Below are 17,024 nucleotides of genomic sequence, written 5' to 3' on the forward strand. Positions count from 1 at the left end.
CCGACGTCGCTTCTTCTGCACTGCCCCCCGACCTGTCCCTGCAATCCAGGCTCAGGCGCCACCCCGTCATCGCCGCGCTCTATGGCACGGCGCCTCTTCCCGTCTTCCTCGACAGTGCCGCCGAAGTCGGCATCCTGGCGCATGTGGAGCTGAGCGAATTGCAGGCCGTCATGACCACCCTGCACAGCGCAGGCAAATTCATTCTCCTCAACATGGACACCTGTGAAGGACTGGCGCACGACAAGGCCGCCATCGATTACCTGGCCGGAATCGGCGTGGCGGGGCTGGTGTCCACCCGGGTGGCTACGCTGTTGCGCGGCAGTCGTGCCGGCATGATCACCATGCAGAAGGTATTCGTGACCGATCGCACCACCTGGCCGCGCAGTCTCAAGGCGCTGGAACAAAGCGCGCCGAACCTGGTGCAGCTGATGCCGGCGCCGATGCTGCCGCGCCTGGGTGCAGCCGACCGCGAACAGCTGCCGCCCATCGTGGCGGCCGGCTTTGTCTGCAATGAGAAGGAGGCGCGCGCCGCACTGGCCGCAGGCGCGATCGCGCTCTCCACCAGCGAGCAGCACTTGTGGAAGCTGCCTGCCGGTGCGCTGGGCGCACCTTGAGCACGGGCTCAGGGGCGGCGGGGACGGGGCTTGGCGGCCTTCGCTGGCTGGTCGGCGGCCGCCGCTTTCTTGGGCTTGGCTGCGGGCTTGGCGGCCGCCTTGGCCGCCACGGCTTTGCGGGGCGCACGCTTGCGCGCTACCGCTGGCGCCGGATCTGGCTGGACCGTCGGCAGCGCCTCGCCGTCTTCGCCAATGGCCGTGGTGAGCTTGCGCGCCAGCGCAATCACGCGATCAGGCTCGGCATCCAGCGTGCCCATGAGCAGCTCAATGATTTCCGAGCGCGGGTTGGCCAGGGTCGGTTCAATCATCATCACCGCTGCGGCCAGGGCCAAGGCACGCTCGCGGCTGGCCTTGTCCGGCAGCATCTGCCCCAGCGCGTTGAGCGCCTCGACGGGCGCCACCGCAGTGATGCGGGCCTGCTCCTTCAACAGCTGCACCCAATTGGTCTGCGGGGAGACGCTGGCATGCATGTTCGGCAGTTGCGCCAGCAGCCGGGCCAGGCGCAGGCTGCGCCGTTCGAAGGCGCCGATGGACACCATGCCGGCAATGACGATGCGGCATACCGCTTCGACGAAGCCGCCGTCGGCGATCTGGCCGATGACGGTATCCCGGTAGCGGCCCAGTTCCTGCTGCGCCCAGCGCTGGGCCAGCTCGGCATCGGGCTCGCGCGGCGGCAGCCAGGCACCCAGGCCGTTGGGGCCGAACAGGCGGCGCGTCATGCGCACCGTGCGGGCATCGCGCTGGTCGCGCCAGGCGTTGAGTTCGTCGGTGATCTTCTGCGCCATGCGGCGCTCGTATTGCTTCAGCGGATGGTCCGGGTCGAGCTCGACCCGATGGGCGCGCGCCGCAGCAGCCTGCTGGCGGATGAAGGCGGCCGCCGGATGCTTGTCGGAGAACAGTTGCCGCTGCATGCGCAGCGGATTCATGCGCATCAACGCGTTGGCGCTTTCGCGGGTGGCGCTCATGCGCACCCACGGGCGCACCCAGGTCTTGTACCACTGCGCATTGAGTTGCGACCACTGGCTGATGGTCGAGAAGAGCGACTCCTCCTCGCGGCCTTCGGGATTGAGCTTGCGCAGGTCTTCCATGGTGCGGTGCTGGTAATGCACCGTGTAGTCACCCGGCTCCAGCGCATCCCAGCGCTGGCTCGCGCGACCGTCCTTGCGTTCCAGCTTCATCTCGTAGAGCCCTGGTGGCAGGCTCTCGATGACGTCCAGCGAACTCACCAGCTGGTCGTGCTCCTTCAACGCCACCGATCCGCCCACGAAGATGCCCAGGTGGCCCACGCTCTCGTGCAGCACGTAGATGATGGTGCGTCCGGCCGCCGCGATGGCGCGCTCGTCGCCCCACACATCGATGATCCAGTTCAGTGCCTGCGGCGGTGGCGTGATGTTGTCTCCCCATGAGGCGAAGACCACGATGGGTGCGGTGATGTCGCGCAGATTGACCGGCCTGCCCTTGACCTCCAGCTCCCCGCGCGCCAGCTTGTTGCCCACGAACAGATTCTCGGTGATGGCCTCGATCTCGGCCCCGGTCATGCGGAAGAAACCGCCCCACCAGCGTTCGAATTCCAAAAAGCGCGGCGCTTCCTGGTCAACCCCGGCCCACAGGTTGTAATACTTGCTCCAGAAGGTGTTGGCCGGATTGAGTTTCTCGAAATTCTCGACCAGGTAGGCGCCATCGAAACGGTCGGCCCCGAGGTCGGCAGCCAGCGAGGCCAGCCAGGTCCCGCCGAGGTTGGCACCGCTGTAACGCATCGGGTTCAGCGTGGAACTGCCAGCCCAATAGGACGCCGGCGCGCCGACCATCATCAGCGGACCAAACAGCTCCGGCCGCACGGCATCGAGCGTCATCATGGCCCAGCCGGCCTGGCAATTGCCGATCACCACCGGCTTGGCCGGGCATTGCGGATGGCGGCGGATCACTTCTTCGAGGAAGCGCGCCTCGGCATCCATGACGGTGACCAGCGTCTGGCCATCCTCGGGCTCGGGACGGAAGGTGACGAAATACACGGTATGCCCGGCCTTCATCGCCATGCCCACTTCCGAATCGAACTTGAAGCCGCCAATGCCGGGGCCGTGCCCGGCACGCGGATCCACCACCACCACGGGACGCGCCTGCGCATCGACCGGCAGCCCCGGTGGCGGCTGCAGGCGCAACAAGGCGTAATTGCAGGGCTCGGGCAGGTCGTGGCCATCCAGCACCAGCTCATGGTCGAATTTCAACAGCGGTGGCGTACCCTGCTCCAGATGCTCCAGATAGTCATTGCCACGGTCGAGCAAGGTATCGAGGAAGAGGAAACTGCGCTGTACGCAATCCTGTACATAGTTCGGGACATCGCCCCAGGCCGCAGCGGGCGTGGCGGGCTGCAGGGGGGGATGGAGGTCGGACGTCTTGCGGCTTGCCATGGGTGCACTCCGGTCAAGTAAGAGTTCCATCATACTGACCTGGATCGTCAGCAAATCGTCCGATCTCTGCGACAATGGAACCGCAATTCACGGAATTGGACGTAAAAATCACTAAAACCATTGCACGGAGGAACTTTCATGGAGCTCAAGAGCCTGGTGGACCAACCCGGAAAGTTGCCGACCATTCCCAAGGTGGTCCAGCAACTGATGGCCAGCTTCAACAGCGAGGAAGTGTCCGCCCACGAGATCGCCCAGCAGATCGCCGCCGACCCGGCGCTGACCGCCAAGGTGCTGCGGCTGGCCAACTCGGCGTTTTTCCATGCCTCGCGCACCATCGGGACAGTCGACGATGCGCTGCGCATGCTGGGCTTCATCATGGTGCGCAACCTGGTGCTGGGCAATGGCATGGTGGCGGCCTTCAAGAGCAGCCGCGGCATGGACTTGCAGCAGTTCTGGCGGCACACCCTCTATACCGCCGTGGCGGCGCGCTGGCTGGCGATGCATGCCGGGATCAACGGCGAAGACAACGGGGATGCCGTCTTCACGGTAGGGATGATGCACGGCATCGGCCAGTTGCAATTGCATGCCGTGGCCCCGGCCGCTGTCGCCGCGCTGGACAAGCAATGCAATGTGCTCGACGCCGGCCGCGCCGAACAGGAAAAGGCAGCCTGGGGCTTCCACTACGCCGATGTATCGGCCGAACTGGCGACGATCTGGCACTTCCCGGATGCGCTGGTGACCGCACTGCGCTCGGTTCCCGATCCGCTGGGCGCAGGCCGCCTCGATCGTGCCGCCGCCTGGGTGCACCTGGGTGCGTGGGCTGCGCGCGCGACCGTGCTGTCGCTGGAGGACGAGGCCGCACTGGCCATCTACCCGGCAGCCGTGGGCAAGAAGCTGGGGGTGGACCCGGCGTGGATGCCGGTGCTGGTCAAGCACGCCCCTGACAAGGCCGAACGCGCCATGCCCTCGCTCACGGAACTGGCGGCGGGGCTGGACGCGATGCTGGAGTAGCCGGCCTTATCTGGCCTCAGGTCGCGCAAATACTGCAGCTGTGTCCCTTGCAGTTGTGCAGCACGCTGCTGCGGCCGGCGCCTGCATGCGTCCCCGGCCCGGTCGCACCCTGCCCGGCTAGCTGCTCGGCACCGTTGCGGGGCTGCCAGCGATGCTTGACCTGCAAGCCCACATGGCCGCCCGTGGGCATGGGCGAGGCCGCCGTTTCCTGCTTGCAGTAGGGACAGCAGGTCTGGCCGTGCAATCCCTGCAAGGGAATCAGGCGCTCGAAGATGCCTTCGCAATGGCTGCAACGAATGTCGTACAAGGGCATGGCGCCTCCTTCATCAATCCTGTGTCTCGAAAAAACCCGGCCAGGCCTGCGCCCGGCCGGGAACACACACGTCACTGCGTTGATCGCTAGCCCTTGCGGCCCCAATACGATTTGTCATTGAGCATGCCCTTGGGCGTGATGTCCTGATCAAAGATGGAGGTCGGCAAGGCCACCGTGCAGGCGCAGTTGGGGATGTCGACGATGCCGCCGATGCGCCCTTCCACCGGTGCGGCGGTCAGCAGCATGTAGGCCTGGCTGCCGGTATAGCCGAAGTGGGTCAGGTAGTCGATGGCCTTCAGGCAGGCCTGGCGATAGGCCACGGTGGCATCGAGGTAGTAGTTCACGCCGTTTTCCACGCTGATGCCTTCGAAGGTCAGCCACTGCTCGTAATGCGGCTTGACGATGCTGGGCATGAAGATGGGCGAGGTGATGTTGTACTTGGCCATGCCGCCCTTGATGAGGTCGAAGCCGACGTGGCTCACGCCATCCATCTCGATGGCACCGCAGAAGCCGATCTCGCCGTCCCCCTGCGAGAAGTGCAGGTCCCCCATCGAGAAGCCCGCGCCCTTCACGTACACCGGGAAGAAGATGCGGGTGCCCGCCGACAAGTCCTTGATGTCGGTATTGCCGCCATGCTCGCGTGGCGGCACGGTGCGGGCGGCGACCTTGGCCATTTCATCGAACTTGGCACCGGTCAGGCCGCGCAGCACGGCGGTGCTGGGGTTGGGCGGCTGGGCCAGGCCCTTGGCGGCCAGCGGCGCTTCTCTGCGATTCCACTCGGCCAGCAGATCGTGGGAAGGCAGGCAACCCATCAGACCGGGGTGGGTCAGGCCGGCGATGCGCACGCCCGGGATATGGCGCGAGGTGGCATACAAGCCCTTCAGGTCCCAGATGGCCTTGTCGGCTTCGGGGAAGTAATCGGCCAGGAAGCCGCCACCGTTTTCCTTGGCAAACACGCCGGAGAAACCGACCGGGGTCACCGGCTTGATGTCCAGCAGGTCGATCACCAGCAGGTCGCCCGGCTCGGCCCCTTCCACGTGGAAGGGACCGGTCAGCGGATGGGCGCGGGTCAGGTCGACGTTCTTGACGTCGGAGACATCGTCGGTGTCCTGGATCTGCGCGTCCAGGAAGTCCAGCGACTCGATCAGGATGGATTCGCCCGGCTTGACCGAGGCCAGGAATGGCAGGTCCGGGTGCCAGCGGTTGTGGCCCAGTTCAGCCTGCTCTGCCAGCGGGACGCCGGGCTTGATCTTGAAGTGTTGCATGCGATCTCCTTGGTGGTGGGTGTGTGATGAGGCCTTGCGCCTTCGGCCTCAGGCTGCCGGCTCGGTAGGGATCCCGGGCATCGGGCATTCGGACGTACCGGCACTGTTGCGCGTCAATGCCTCGACGTGGGCGCGTGCAGCCTGCGGGTCGTTGACCCAGGTGCGATAGAAGTCGAAGGGACACTCGGCCACGCCCGCCGGCGATTCGCCCGAATTGATCTTGCCGGTGTAGCCGCGATGCAGCAGCTTGTAGAGGTGGTTCTGCGATTGCCAGTTGCGGCGCGCATCGCGGATGGCCGAGACCGACAGTTCGGCATACTGGATGCCCATCTCCTCGGTGCCGCATTCGCCCAGCGTGCGGCCATCGAAACCGACGATGGCCGAATGGCCGAAATAGGAATAGACGCCATCGAACCCGGCGGCATTGGCCACGGCCACATAAAGGTTGTTCATCCAGGCCATGGCCTTGGAGACCATGATCTGCTGTTCCTTGGCCGGATACATGTAGCCCTGGCAGCGCACCACCAGTTCCGCGCCCTTCATGGCGCAGTCGCGCCAGATCTCGGGATAGTTGCCGTCATCACAGATGATGAGGCTGATCTTCAAGCCCTTGGGGCCATCGCAGACATAGGTGGTATCGCCCGGATACCAGCCCTCGATGGGCGTCCACGGCATGATCTTGCGGTACTTCTGCACGATCTCGCCCTGGTCGTTGATGAGGATCAGCGTGTTGTAAGGGACCTTGCGCGGATGCTCTTCATGGCGCTCGCCGGTCAGCGAAAACACCCCCCACACGCCGGCGATGCGGCAAGCTACGGAAAAGATGGCCGTCTCGTCGCCGGGAATGGTGGCGGCGGTCTCGAACATTTCTTCACGGTCATACATGATGCCGTGGGTGGAATACTCGGGGAACACCACCAGGTCCAGCCCCGGCAATCCCTGCTTCATGCCGACCAGCATGGCGGCGATTTTCCTGGCGTTCTCCAGCACCTCGCCGCGCGTATGCAGGCGCGGCATCTTGTAGTTCACCACGGCCACGCCGACGGCGTCGCGGCTGGCTGAAATGTCTCCGTGTCGCATGGGCTTGCTCCTCTGAAAAGACGGTCGGATCAGACCGACAGATACTTGCTGATGGTGGGCGCATCGACGTTCTCGCGCGTGTCTTCGTAGACGAAGCGGCCCTTGTCGATGACCAGGAAGCGATCGGCAATCTCCAGCGTGAAGCTCAGTACCTGCTCCGAGACCACGATGGTGAGCGCACGGATCTTGCGGATTTCCTTGAGGCTCCTGGCGATGTCCTTGATGATGGAAGGCTGGATGCCTTCGGTCGGCTCATCCAGCAGCAGCACGCGCGGATTGGTGGCCAGCGCGCGCGCAATGGCCAGTTGCTGCTGCTGTCCGCCGGACAGGTTGCCGCCCTTGCGGGTGCGCATGTCATAGAGCACCGGGAACAGCGAGTACAGCTCGTCGGGCACCTTGCCCTTGGCCGACGCGGGCAGGCCGGTCTGGATGTTTTCCAGCACCGTCATGTGCGAGAAGATCATGCGCCCCTGCGGCACGTAGGCCACGCCGCGCTCGACGCGCTGGTGGCTTTCCAGGCCGCCCAGTTCCACGCCATCGATGCTGATGCTGCCGCCGCGCAGCGGCAGGATGCCCATCAGGGTCTTGAACAGCGTGGTCTTGCCCATGCCGTTGCGGCCCATGACGGCGACGATTTCTTCCTTGGCCACCGACAGGTCGACATCGTGGATGACCTTGCTCTGGCCGTAGCCGGAGGCGAGTTGCGAGACTTTGAACATGGCAGGCTCCGGGGATGAGGAAAGTTCAGTGACCGAGATAGACATCGATCACCTTGGGATCGGACTGCACCTTCTCCATGCTGCCTTCGGCCAGGATCTTGCCCTGGTGCAGCACGGTGACCTTGTGGGCGATGCTCTTGACGAAATCCATGTCGTGCTCGATCACCACCACCGAACGGCCCTGGCTGATGCGGCCCAGCAGCTCGGCCGTCTTTTCGCGTTCGGAGACGCTCATGCCGGCCACCGGTTCATCCAGCATCAGCAGCTCCGGCTCCTGCATCAGCAGCATGCCGATTTCCAGCCACTGCTTCTGGCCATGCGAGAGCAGGTCAGCCTGGGTGTGCAATTGCGCTTCCAGGAAAATCTCCGCCGCCACCGCCTCCACCCGCGCCACCACATCCGGCGAACGCTTGAAGGTCAGCGCGCCGAACACCTTGCGGCCACGCGGGAAGGACATCTCCAGGTTCTCGAACACGGAAAGGTTCTCGTAGATGGACGGGGTCTGGAACTTGCGCCCGACACCCACCCGCACGATGGCGTGCTCGCTCATCTTGGTCAGTTCGTGATTGTTGAACTTGATGCTGCCGGAAGTGGCGCGGGTCTTGCCGCAGATCAGGTCCAGCACCGTGGTCTTGCCGGCGCCGTTGGGTCCGATCACGACGCGCACCTCATTGCGCTGCACGTAGAGATTGAGCTTGTCGACTGCCTTGAACCCATCGAAAGACACGGTCAGGTCTTCGATGGCCAGGACCGGATGGGCATCCGATTCGAAACCGATGGCGTGTTCGCTCATTTGCTGGCCTCCAGGGTCGCGCCTGGCTCGATGCCATCACGCTTGGGTTCAGGGGTGGATGGTCGGGAGACCGGCTTGGGGACTTCTGCAGCGACGGGGGCTACCGGTTTGGATTCACCGCGCAGCTTGGTCATCAGGCGCTTGCCTTGGGACTGCCAGAGCCCGGCCAGGCCATTGGGGAAATACATCACCACCGCGATGAAGAGACCGCCCATCAGGAACAGCCACAATTCGGGGAAGGTTTCGGAGAAGTAGGTTTTGCCAAAGTTCACCAGCAGCGTTCCATACACCGCGCCCAAGAGCGACATACGGCCTCCCACTGCAGCAAAGATCACCATTTCGATGGAGGGCACGATACCGACGAAGGACGGCGACATGAAGCCCACCTGCAGCGTGAACATGGCCCCGCCGATGGCCGAGAACATGGCCGCCGCGCAGAAGACGAAGACCTTGAAGCTGGCCACGTCATAGCCGGAGAAGCGCACCCGTTCTTCCTTGTCGCGCATGGCCACCAGCAGCCGCCCCAGCTTGGAGCCGAGCACGTAGCGGCCGAACAGGATGCAGCCGAACAGCAATCCCGCATTGACGAAATACAGCACCAGCTTGGCGTGGTCGGTACGGATGTCCCAGCCCATCAGGGTCTTGAGGTCGGTGATGCCGTTCACACCGCCGGTGAGGCCCTGCTGGCCGATGATGAGGATGGACAGGATGGCGGCGATGGCTTGCGTGACGATGGAGAAATACACATCCCCCACGCGCCGCTTGAACATCGCCAGCCCGATCAGCATGGCCAGCACGGTCGGCACCACCAGCACCGCAAGGATCGTGAAGGCGAAACTGTGGAAGGGCTCCCACATCGCCGGCAAGGCGGTGATCTGGTTCCAGTCCATGAAGTCGGGGATGCCCGGGGTGGACTGGATCTTGGTGCTGATGGGGTCCGAGGCTTCGAGCTTGAGGAACATGGCCATGCAATAGCCGCCCAGGCCGAAGAACACGCCTTGCCCCAGGCTGAGGATGCCGCCGTAGCCCCAGCACAGCACCAGGCCCACGGCTACGAAAGCATAGGACAGGTACTTGCCCACCAGGTTGAGTCGGAACATGTCCAGCGTCAGCGGGAACACCACCAGCAGCAGCGCTGCCATCACCAAGAGGCCAAGCGCACCGGAGCGCCCGCCCAGCAGTTTTTCATAGGCTGCATTCATCATCGGACCTCGCTCATGTAGTTGGATCGGGAGTGGCCATGCTTGACATTCATTTGCGCACCTTCGCCGAGAACAGGCCTTGCGGACGCAGCATCAGGATCAGGATCACCGCCGACAAGGTCAGCACCTTGGCCATGGAGCCGGTCAGGAAGAATTCCGCCGTGGATTGCGTCTGCGCAATCGAGAACGCCGAGGCGATGGTGCCGATGAGGCTTTGCGCGCCGCCGAAGACCACCACAAGGAAGGTATCGACGATGTAGAGCGATCCGCTGGTCGGGCCGGTGGAACCGATGGTGGTGAAGGCCGCCCCGGCCACGCCGGCCACGCCGCAACCGAGTGCAAAGGTAGTGCGGTCGACCTTGCGGGTGTTGATGCCCACGGCCCCGCTCATGATCCGGTTCTGCATCGTGGCCCGCACCTGCAAGCCCCAGCGGGAGCGGAACAGCAACACGAAGATGGCACCGGTCAGCAAGACCGTGAGCCCCATCATGAAGAGACCGTTCAACGGGATGTCGATGGCATCGGTAGGCTTGAAGGAGCCCATGAGCCAGTCCGGCAAGGTGGCGCTGACTTCCTTGGCGCCGAAGATGGAACGGAAGGTCTGCTGCATCGCCAGCGACAGTCCCCAGGTGGCCAGGAGCGTATCGAGCGGACGCTTGTAGAGGCGGCTGATGAGCAGCAGCTCGGTGAGATAGCCCACGCCAAAGGCCACGGCGAAGGAGAGCACGATGGCCACGAAGAAATAGAACGGCTGCAAAGCCGGGGCATAGGTGGTGGTCAGGTGCGACAGCAGGTAAGTGATGTAGGCACCGATGGTGAGGAATTCACCGTGGGCCATGTTGATCACGCCCATCTGCCCGAAGATGATGGCCAGGCCCAGCGCCATCAGCAGCAGCACGCAGAAAACCGAGAGGCCGTTGAAGCCCTGCATGGCGAAGATCGCGCCGAATTCGGATAGAGAAACCATGATGACTCCCGACGGGGCAGAGTTGCAGATTGGAGGAAGGGCGGCGGCACCCGCATGTCACTACAGGCGCCACCGCTTTGCTGCACGAAGGGCCGGTGCGGTACCGGCCAGGCCGCCTTACTGGTAGCCCTTGGGGAAGGGATTGGGCTCGATCAGCTCGGACTCGTAGACCACCTTGAACTGGCCATCCTTCTGCGCCTCGCCGATGCGGGTCTTGCTCCAGAGGTGATGGTTTTCGTGGACCTTGACGTAACCTTCGGGCGCGGTCTTGAGTTCGATGCCGGGCGAGGCGGCCACCACCTTGTCGACATCGAAGCTGCCGGCCTTTTCCACGGCGGCCTTCCACAGCCAGGGGCCGAGATAGGCTGCTTGCGTGACGTCGCCAATGACCGAATTGGCGCCGAACTTGGCCTTGAACTCGGCCACGAATTTCTTGTTGTTGGCGTTGTCGAGACTCTGGAAATACTTCATCGAAGCAAAGAAGCCTTCCACGTTCTCGCCGCCGATGCCCAGCATTTCATCCTCGGTCACCGAGATGGTCAGCAGGTTCTGGGTCTTGGCGGTCACGCCCGCGGCCTTCAGCTGCTTGTAGAAGGCGACGTTGGAGCCGCCGACCACGTCGGCGAAGATCACGTCCGGCTTCTTCAGCTTGATCTTGTTGATGAGCGAACCGAATTGCGTGTTGCCCAGCGGGTAGTATTCCTCGCCCACCACCGAGCCCTTGAGCACGTTCTCGATGTGCTTGCGGGCGATCTTATTGGAGGTACGCGGCCAGATGTAGTCCGAGCCGACCAGGAAGAAGGTCTTGGCCTTCTTTTCCTTGGCCACCCAGTTCAGGCCCGCCAGCACCTGTTGCGTCGCCTCCTGCCCGGTATAGAACACGTTCTTGGATTGCTCCAGGCCTTCATAGAAGGTCGGGTAGTACAGCAGGCCGTTATCCTTCTCGAACACCGGCAGCACCGCCTTGCGCGAGGCCGATGTCCAGCAGCCGAAGACCGCCGCCACGCGGTCGTTTTCCAGCAGCTTCTTGGCCTTTTCGGCGAAGGTCGGCCAGTCGCTGGCACCGTCTTCCTGGATGATCTTGATCTTGCGGCCGAGGATGCCGCCCATGGCATTGATCTGGTCGATGGCCAGGCGCTCGGCCTGGATCGAACCGGTCTCGCTGATGGCCATGGTGCCGGTGGCCGAGTGCAGCTGGCCGACCGTCACTTCGGTATCGGTGATGGCCAGTTTGGTGGTGTTGACCTTGGCGGTCGGATACTGCTGGGCCGAGGCCATGCCCGGCAGGGCCGCTGCTGCTGCCCCGGCGGCCAGGCCCATCAGAATCTTGCGGCGCGGGAGCGAGGGAGGATTGGAAGACGAGGAATGCGACATGCGGTACTCCTTTCGGGCGTTGTTGTTGGACTCGGTCTGGGCCATCGTGGCGTCATGCAAGCAATAAAACGAAGACCGGACAACGCACTGCCCCGGCAGCGGCACAGCCCGGGGAACCCCTTGCAACACACGGGTCCGGCGCTTCGTTCTGAGGCGCAGAATAGGGTTGCCGATGCAGCGCAACAATACGTTGTTTGACGTAAGCCCCCTGCTGGTGCGGCCCGGCGGCCTGCACAGCTTTTGACCATGGCTTGCCTGCTGTTGGTGCGCACTTTGCGTGCGTGGCGTCGGGATGCGGCGGCGGCATCCACGCAGCCTGCCATTTGTTGGTGAATTCTCATGGTGTGCAGACAGGCATCTACGTCATTTGACGTATGCCCTCCTACCCGGAATGGTTTGAAAATTGCTTGGACATAAACACGAGCGAACCTGATCGTGTGCGCTGCAACGAGCCTGACAAGACACTGACGACGACAACCCTCCGGATCCCTGACCTCACCAAGAGCCACCGTGACCCATCCCGCCACTCAACGCATCGTCAAGGTCCGGCGCGACTACAACACCTGGGTCGCCAACGAGACGCTGGAAGACTACGCGCTGCGCTACACGCCGCTGTCGTTTCGCCGATGGTCGGAATTCCGCCTGGCCAATACGGCGCTGGGGGCCACCTCTTTCCTGGCGCTGGAAGCCATCAGCGGTGCCATCACCCTGAGCTATGGCTTCACCAATGCCTTCTGGGCCATCGTCTGCGTGATGGTGCTGTTCTTCGCCACCGGCCTGCCCATCAGCTATTACGCGGCACGCTACGGGGTGGACATGGACCTGCTCACGCGTGGTGCCGGCTTCGGCTACATCGGTTCGACCATCACCTCGCTGATCTATGCCAGCTTCACCTTCATCTTCTTCGCGCTGGAAGCGGCCATCATGGCGCAGGCCATCGAGATCTATTTCGGCCTGCCGCTGGTGTATGGCTATGTGCTCTGTTCCTTGATCATCATCCCCATGGTGGCCTACGGCATCACCCTCATCAACCGGCTGCAGATGTGGACCCAGCCACTGTGGCTGGTGCTGCTGGTGCTGCCCTATGCCTGCGTGCTGTACAAGGAGCCGGAAGCGCTGTTGAACCTGATGAGCTTCGCCGGCCGTGCAGAGGAAGGCAGTTCCTTCAACCTCACGCTCTTCGGGGCCGCTGCCACGGTGGCCTTCTCGCTCATTGCGCAGGTGGGCGAACAGGTGGACTTCCTGCGCTTCCTGCCGCAGAAAACCGCTGCCAATCGCGGTCGCTGGTGGAGCGCCCTGCTGCTGGCCGGTCCCGGCTGGATCCTGCTGGGCGGGGCCAAGATGCTGGGCGGCACGCTGCTGGCCTTCCTCGCCATCCAGCATGAAGTGCCCATGGCGCGCGCCGTGGAGCCGACCCAGATGTACCTGATCGGCTACCAGTACGTGTTCGGCAATCCGGCCTTTGCGCTGGGGGCGGTGGTGCTCTTCGTGGTGGTCTCGCAGATCAAGATCAACGTCACCAATGCCTATGCCGGCTCGCTGGCCTGGTCCAACTTCTTTGCGCGCCTCACGCACAGCCATCCGGGGCGTGTGGTGTGGCTGGTGTTCAATGTGCTGATCGCAGTCCTGCTCATGGAGCTGGGCGTGTTCAATGCACTGGAACACGTGCTGGCGCTCTACAGCCTGGTGGCCATCTCCTGGATCGGCGCCGTGGTGGCCGATCTCGTCATCAACAAGCCGCTGCGGCTGAGCCCGGCGCACATTGAATTCAAGCGCGCCCACCTGTATGACGTGAACCCGGTCGGCGTGGGTTCGATGGCCATTGCCACCCTGCTCTCCACACTGGCCATGTCGGGCGTGATGGGCAAGACGATCGCCGCGATGGCTCCCTTCATCGCACTGGGCACGGCGCTGGTGACGGCGCCCCTGATCGCGCTGGCCACCGGCAGCCGCTACTACATCGCGCGGCGCGATACGCTGTCCGAACAGAACTATCGTCCGGTCACGCCGGGCCAAGCGCATTCGGTGCTGGATTGCGTGATCTGTGGCAACGCGTTCGAGACGCCGGACATGGCGCACTGTCCTGCCTACCAGGGGGCCATCTGTTCGCTGTGCTGTTCACTGGATGCGCGCTGCAAGGATCGCTGCAAGACGCCCCGCGCGCGCCTGCCCAACCAGATCCTGCATACCCTGCACCAGTTGATCCCGGCGCGCTTCGCGCTCAAGCTCAATACGCGCATCGGGCATTACCTGAGCGTCTTCGGCCTACTCGCCGGCGGGCTGGCCATCGTGCTGTGGATGCTGTATTTCCAGCAGATGGCCGATCTCTCCGGGCTCAGCTTGTCTGCACCGGATTCATTGCGGGGCGTCTTCATCAAGCTGTTCTGCCTGCTGCTGGTGGTGGTCGGTGTCGGTGCATGGTGGTTGGTGCTGACCAATGAAAGCCGCGCCGTGGCCCAGGAAGAATCGGAGCGCCAGACCAACCTGCTGCTGCAGGAAATCGAGGCCCACAAGCAGACCGATGCCGAACTGCAACGCGCCAAGGAAGCCGCCGAATCGGCCAACCTGGCCAAGAGCCGCTTCGTGGCCGGGATGAGCCACGAATTGCGCACGCCCTTGAACAGCATGCTCGGCTACGCACAAATCCTGCACGTCGATGCCACCATCCCGCCGGCCCGCAAGGAAGCCATCGCCATCATCCGCCGCAGTGGCGAACACCTGTTGAGTCTCATCGATGGCCTGCTCGACATCGCCAAGATCGAGGCCGGCAAGATGCGCCTGGCCTCGGACGAACTGGCACTGGAAGCCTTCCTGGAACAGATCGTGGGCATGTTCGCGCCACAGGCCGAGCAGAAGGGCCTGCACTTCCGCTTCGAGAAATCGGGCCGCCTGCCGCAGATCGTGCACGCCGACCAGAAACGGCTGCGCCAGATCCTGATCAACCTGCTGGGCAATGCCGTGAAATTCACCGACCACGGTGGCGTCACGCTCAAGCTGCGATACGCCCGCGAGATCGCCTATTTCGATGTGATCGACACCGGTATCGGCATTGCCGACGAGGACCTGGAACGCATCTTCCTGCCCTTCGAGCGCAGCAGCGCCGCCAATCTGCGGGAAGACATCGGCACCGGCCTGGGGCTGGCCATCAGCCGCATGCTGGTGCACATCATGGGCGGTGAACTGAGCGTGCAGAGCCGGGTCGGCCAGGGCAGCAGTTTCCATCTCAAGATCTACCTGCCTGAAGTCCACGTGCCGCGCCCGCGCCTGAAGCTGGAAGACCAGATGTCGGGCTACGCCGGGCCTTCCCGCCATATCCTGGTGGTCGACGACCAGGCCTCGCAGCGCCGGCTGCTCAGGGACATGCTCATGCCCCTGGGATTCGTGGTGAGCGAAGCCGACAGCGGACTGGCCTGCATGGAACGATTGGGACGCGAAGTCCCGGACCTGATCCTGCTGGATATCGCCATGCCGCAGATGGATGGCTGGACGGTCGCCCGTGCCATCCGCGCACGCGGGCTGGCGCACTTGCCCATCCTGCTGGTCTCGGCCAATGCCTTCGAGAACCTGCACGAGCGCAACGAGCCGCCGCTGGTCAATGACTTCGTCGTCAAGCCGGTCTCGTACAACGAATTGCTCGCCAAGATCCGGCAGCACCTGAAACTGGACTGGGTAGCCCAGGCGACACCGGAAGTGCCGCCGTCGCTTGTGCCGGCGAATGCGCAAGCGACGGCGCAACCGCTGATGCTGGTACCGCCCCATGACAAGCTGGCCACCCTGCTGGAACTGGGCAGCATCGGCTACGCCAAGGAAATCCTGCGCCAGCTCGACGCCATGGAGCGCCAGCAGCCGGCCTACCTGCCCTTCACCACCGAGTTGCGGCAGCTGGTCAAGCAATTCCGATTGAATGAATATGTCACCCGCATCAAGGAGCTGATCCGACATGATCTCAACGACGTTCGATAGACACGTGGTGCTGATCGTCGATGACATGCCCGACAACCTGGCCATGTTGTCCGACGCGCTCGATGAAAGCGGCCATATCGTGCTGGTCGCCACCGACGGCCTGGCGGCGCTGCAGCGGCTGGACCACATCACGCCGGACCTGATCCTGCTGGATGCGATGATGCCCGGCATCGACGGTTTCGAAACCTGCCGCCGCATCAAGCAGGTCAAGCGGGTGGCGCATGTGCCGGTGGTGTTCATGACCGGCTTGTCGGAGACCGAACACGTGGTGCGCGGCTTCGAGGTCGGCGGCATCGACTACGTGACCAAGCCGATCCGTCCGCAGGAAGTGGTGGCACGCATCGGTGCGCATATCCGCACCGCGCGCATGATGACGCAAACGCGCGGGATGCTGGAACATGCGGCGCATGCCGTGATCGTGCTGGGCGGCAATGGCTTGCCGATGTGGCAGACCAGCAAGGCCTCACAGTGGCTGGAAAAATACTATGGTCCGGCGGCACCGGCCAGCCACAAGCTGCCGGGCCCCTTGCAGGTCTGGCTCAACGAGCAGCTGGTACGGCAGCGCCAGGGCGAGAGCCTGGATCACGTGCCGCCGTTGATCGTGCGCCAGCAACAGGACGAATTGCACATCACGCTCTCCGGTCCGGGCCAGGGGCATGGCGTGAGCCTGGTGCTGGAGGAGAAGATCGCGGGCGCGACACCTCGCGGCGAAGAAGCCATGACCCTGCCGGCCACCCTGGAAGGCGCGCGCCTGACGCCGCGCGAAAGCGACGTCCTGCTCTGGCTGGGCAAGGGCAAGACCAACCGCGACATCGCCGAAATCCTCGGCATGAGCCCGCGCACGGTCAACAAGCACCTGGAACATATCTTCGTGAAGCTGGGGGTGGAGACGCGTTCTGCGGCGGCGGTGCTGGCCAGCAGCCTGGCGGCGGCCAGCGTTGCCAGCAGCGGCAGCCAGTTGCTGCAATGAATCCTGCCCAATAAAAGCGCGCACGCATGGCCGGTTTGGCCTATCCTTGCACAGGGCACTCACGCCCATCATCACCGAAGCAAAGGAGTCAACATGCCCAAGAAAGAGAAACTGGACCCGGAAACCGAAGCCCTGATCCAATGGTGTACCGAAGTCGAGCAGTTCCTGGTCAAGGGCGGTGCCACGCTGGACCAGGCACAAGAGCACATCGAGGAACAGGTCGAATGGTTCACTGACCTCTACTACGATGGCCTCACCCCGGAAGAAGCCGCCAAGGAAGCCCTGGCCTGATTCCCATCCGCCACTCCCCCAACCGCATCCCGGCCCGCAAGGCCGGGATTTTCT

The 17,024-nt window shown here is 63.6% G+C and carries 14 protein-coding genes; 5 read left to right on the top strand and 9 right to left on the bottom strand.

All coding sequences use genetic code 11. From position 1 onward, the window contains the following. The first annotated feature begins 68 nt into the window (after window positions 1–68). Window positions 69–614 carry a glycerol-3-phosphate responsive antiterminator gene (locus FYB76_RS25370; protein WP_370516423.1) on the top strand — a complete coding sequence of 182 codons (546 nt, stop codon included), beginning with the start codon at window positions 69–71 and terminating at the stop codon, window positions 612–614. A gap of 8 nt (window positions 615–622) precedes the next feature. Here FYB76_RS25370 and FYB76_RS25375 read toward each other — a convergent pair whose 3' ends face one another. Beyond that, window positions 623–3,022 carry a DUF3141 domain-containing protein gene (locus FYB76_RS25375; protein WP_154135457.1) on the bottom strand — a complete coding sequence of 800 codons (2,400 nt, stop codon included), beginning with the start codon at window positions 3,020–3,022 and terminating at the stop codon, window positions 623–625. Between the two features lie 138 nt (window positions 3,023–3,160). Between FYB76_RS25375 and FYB76_RS25380 the strand changes: the two genes are divergently transcribed. Next, a complete protein-coding gene (locus tag FYB76_RS25380; RefSeq protein WP_154135458.1) occupies window positions 3,161–4,033 on the top strand; it encodes an HDOD domain-containing protein in 873 nt (290 codons plus the stop codon). A gap of 16 nt (window positions 4,034–4,049) precedes the next feature. On the opposite strand, the gene FYB76_RS25385 is transcribed toward FYB76_RS25380, so the two are convergent. From FYB76_RS25385 to urtA, 8 genes are all read right to left on the bottom strand, one after another. Further along, complete coding sequence (locus tag FYB76_RS25385) at window positions 4,050–4,346, bottom strand: zinc ribbon domain-containing protein (protein ID WP_088753578.1); 297 nt, start codon at window positions 4,344–4,346, stop codon at window positions 4,050–4,052. 86 nt (window positions 4,347–4,432) lie between these two features. Continuing rightward, window positions 4,433–5,611 carry a formamidase gene (fmdA, locus tag FYB76_RS25390; protein WP_013234603.1) on the bottom strand — a complete coding sequence of 393 codons (1,179 nt, stop codon included), beginning with the start codon at window positions 5,609–5,611 and terminating at the stop codon, window positions 4,433–4,435. Between the two features lie 48 nt (window positions 5,612–5,659). Beyond that, window positions 5,660–6,691, bottom strand: coding sequence for an aliphatic amidase (locus FYB76_RS25395; protein ID WP_154135459.1), 1,032 nt, complete (start codon window positions 6,689–6,691; stop codon window positions 5,660–5,662). Between the two features lie 29 nt (window positions 6,692–6,720). Continuing rightward, a complete protein-coding gene (gene urtE, locus FYB76_RS25400; RefSeq protein WP_008329487.1) occupies window positions 6,721–7,410 on the bottom strand; it encodes an urea ABC transporter ATP-binding subunit UrtE in 690 nt (229 codons plus the stop codon). A 25-nt stretch (window positions 7,411–7,435) separates the two neighbouring features. Continuing rightward, the gene (urtD, locus tag FYB76_RS25405) at window positions 7,436–8,203 is read right to left on the bottom strand and encodes an urea ABC transporter ATP-binding protein UrtD (protein ID WP_088753576.1); all 768 of its coding nucleotides are present in this window, start codon (window positions 8,201–8,203) and stop codon (window positions 7,436–7,438) included. Continuing rightward, entirely contained in the window at window positions 8,200–9,405 is a 1,206-nt protein-coding gene (gene urtC, locus FYB76_RS25410; protein ID WP_088753633.1) for an urea ABC transporter permease subunit UrtC, read from the bottom strand. Before urtC ends, urtD begins: the two co-directional genes overlap by 4 nt. Window positions 9,406–9,454: 49 nt before the next feature. Then, window positions 9,455–10,372, bottom strand: coding sequence for an urea ABC transporter permease subunit UrtB (gene urtB, locus FYB76_RS25415; RefSeq protein WP_154135460.1), 918 nt, complete (start codon window positions 10,370–10,372; stop codon window positions 9,455–9,457). Between the two features lie 117 nt (window positions 10,373–10,489). Next, complete coding sequence (gene urtA, locus FYB76_RS25420) at window positions 10,490–11,746, bottom strand: urea ABC transporter substrate-binding protein (protein ID WP_039788032.1); 1,257 nt, start codon at window positions 11,744–11,746, stop codon at window positions 10,490–10,492. Window positions 11,747–12,256: 510 nt separating this feature from the next. Between urtA and FYB76_RS25425 the strand changes: the two genes are divergently transcribed. The 3 genes from FYB76_RS25425 (at window position 12,257) to FYB76_RS25435 (ending at window position 16,970) form a co-directional block, all read left to right on the top strand. Then, window positions 12,257–15,709 (top strand): ATP-binding protein, encoded by a 3,453-nt coding sequence (locus FYB76_RS25425; RefSeq protein WP_370516420.1) that lies wholly within the window; start codon window positions 12,257–12,259, stop codon window positions 15,707–15,709. After that, window positions 15,687–16,679 (top strand): response regulator transcription factor, encoded by a 993-nt coding sequence (locus FYB76_RS25430; RefSeq protein ID WP_154135462.1) that lies wholly within the window; start codon window positions 15,687–15,689, stop codon window positions 16,677–16,679. The genes FYB76_RS25425 and FYB76_RS25430 overlap by 23 nt, the downstream gene beginning before the upstream one ends. A gap of 93 nt (window positions 16,680–16,772) precedes the next feature. Further along, entirely contained in the window at window positions 16,773–16,970 is a 198-nt protein-coding gene (locus FYB76_RS25435; protein WP_008329502.1) for a hypothetical protein, read from the top strand. The last annotated feature ends 54 nt before the right edge of the window (window positions 16,971–17,024 follow it).

Source organism: Herbaspirillum sp. CAH-3 (assembly GCF_009668275.1).
Lineage (GTDB): Bacteria > Pseudomonadota > Gammaproteobacteria > Burkholderiales > Burkholderiaceae_D > Herbaspirillum > Herbaspirillum aquaticum.

Excerpts from the sequence above, each read along its gene's own strand:
- FYB76_RS25385 (WP_088753578.1), bottom strand. The coding sequence starts at position 4,346 with ATGCCCTTGTACGACATTCGTTGCAGCCATTGCGAAGGCATCTTCGAG.
- FYB76_RS25395 (WP_154135459.1), bottom strand. The coding sequence starts at position 6,691 with ATGCGACACGGAGACATTTCAGCCAGCCGCGACGCCGTCGGCGTGGCC.
- FYB76_RS25435 (WP_008329502.1), top strand. The coding sequence starts at position 16,773 with ATGCCCAAGAAAGAGAAACTGGACCCGGAAACCGAAGCCCTGATCCAA.
- urtC (WP_088753633.1), bottom strand. The coding sequence starts at position 9,405 with ATGAATGCAGCCTATGAAAAACTGCTGGGCGGGCGCTCCGGTGCGCTT.
- urtD (WP_088753576.1), bottom strand. The coding sequence starts at position 8,203 with ATGAGCGAACACGCCATCGGTTTCGAATCGGATGCCCATCCGGTCCTG.
- fmdA (WP_013234603.1), bottom strand. The coding sequence starts at position 5,611 with ATGCAACACTTCAAGATCAAGCCCGGCGTCCCGCTGGCAGAGCAGGCT.
- urtE (WP_008329487.1), bottom strand. The coding sequence starts at position 7,410 with ATGTTCAAAGTCTCGCAACTCGCCTCCGGCTACGGCCAGAGCAAGGTC.
- urtA (WP_039788032.1), bottom strand. The coding sequence starts at position 11,746 with ATGTCGCATTCCTCGTCTTCCAATCCTCCCTCGCTCCCGCGCCGCAAG.
- FYB76_RS25430 (WP_154135462.1), top strand. The coding sequence starts at position 15,687 with ATGATCTCAACGACGTTCGATAGACACGTGGTGCTGATCGTCGATGAC.
- FYB76_RS25380 (WP_154135458.1), top strand. The coding sequence starts at position 3,161 with ATGGAGCTCAAGAGCCTGGTGGACCAACCCGGAAAGTTGCCGACCATT.
- urtB (WP_154135460.1), bottom strand. The coding sequence starts at position 10,372 with ATGGTTTCTCTATCCGAATTCGGCGCGATCTTCGCCATGCAGGGCTTC.
- FYB76_RS25375 (WP_154135457.1), bottom strand. The coding sequence starts at position 3,022 with ATGGCAAGCCGCAAGACGTCCGACCTCCATCCCCCCCTGCAGCCCGCC.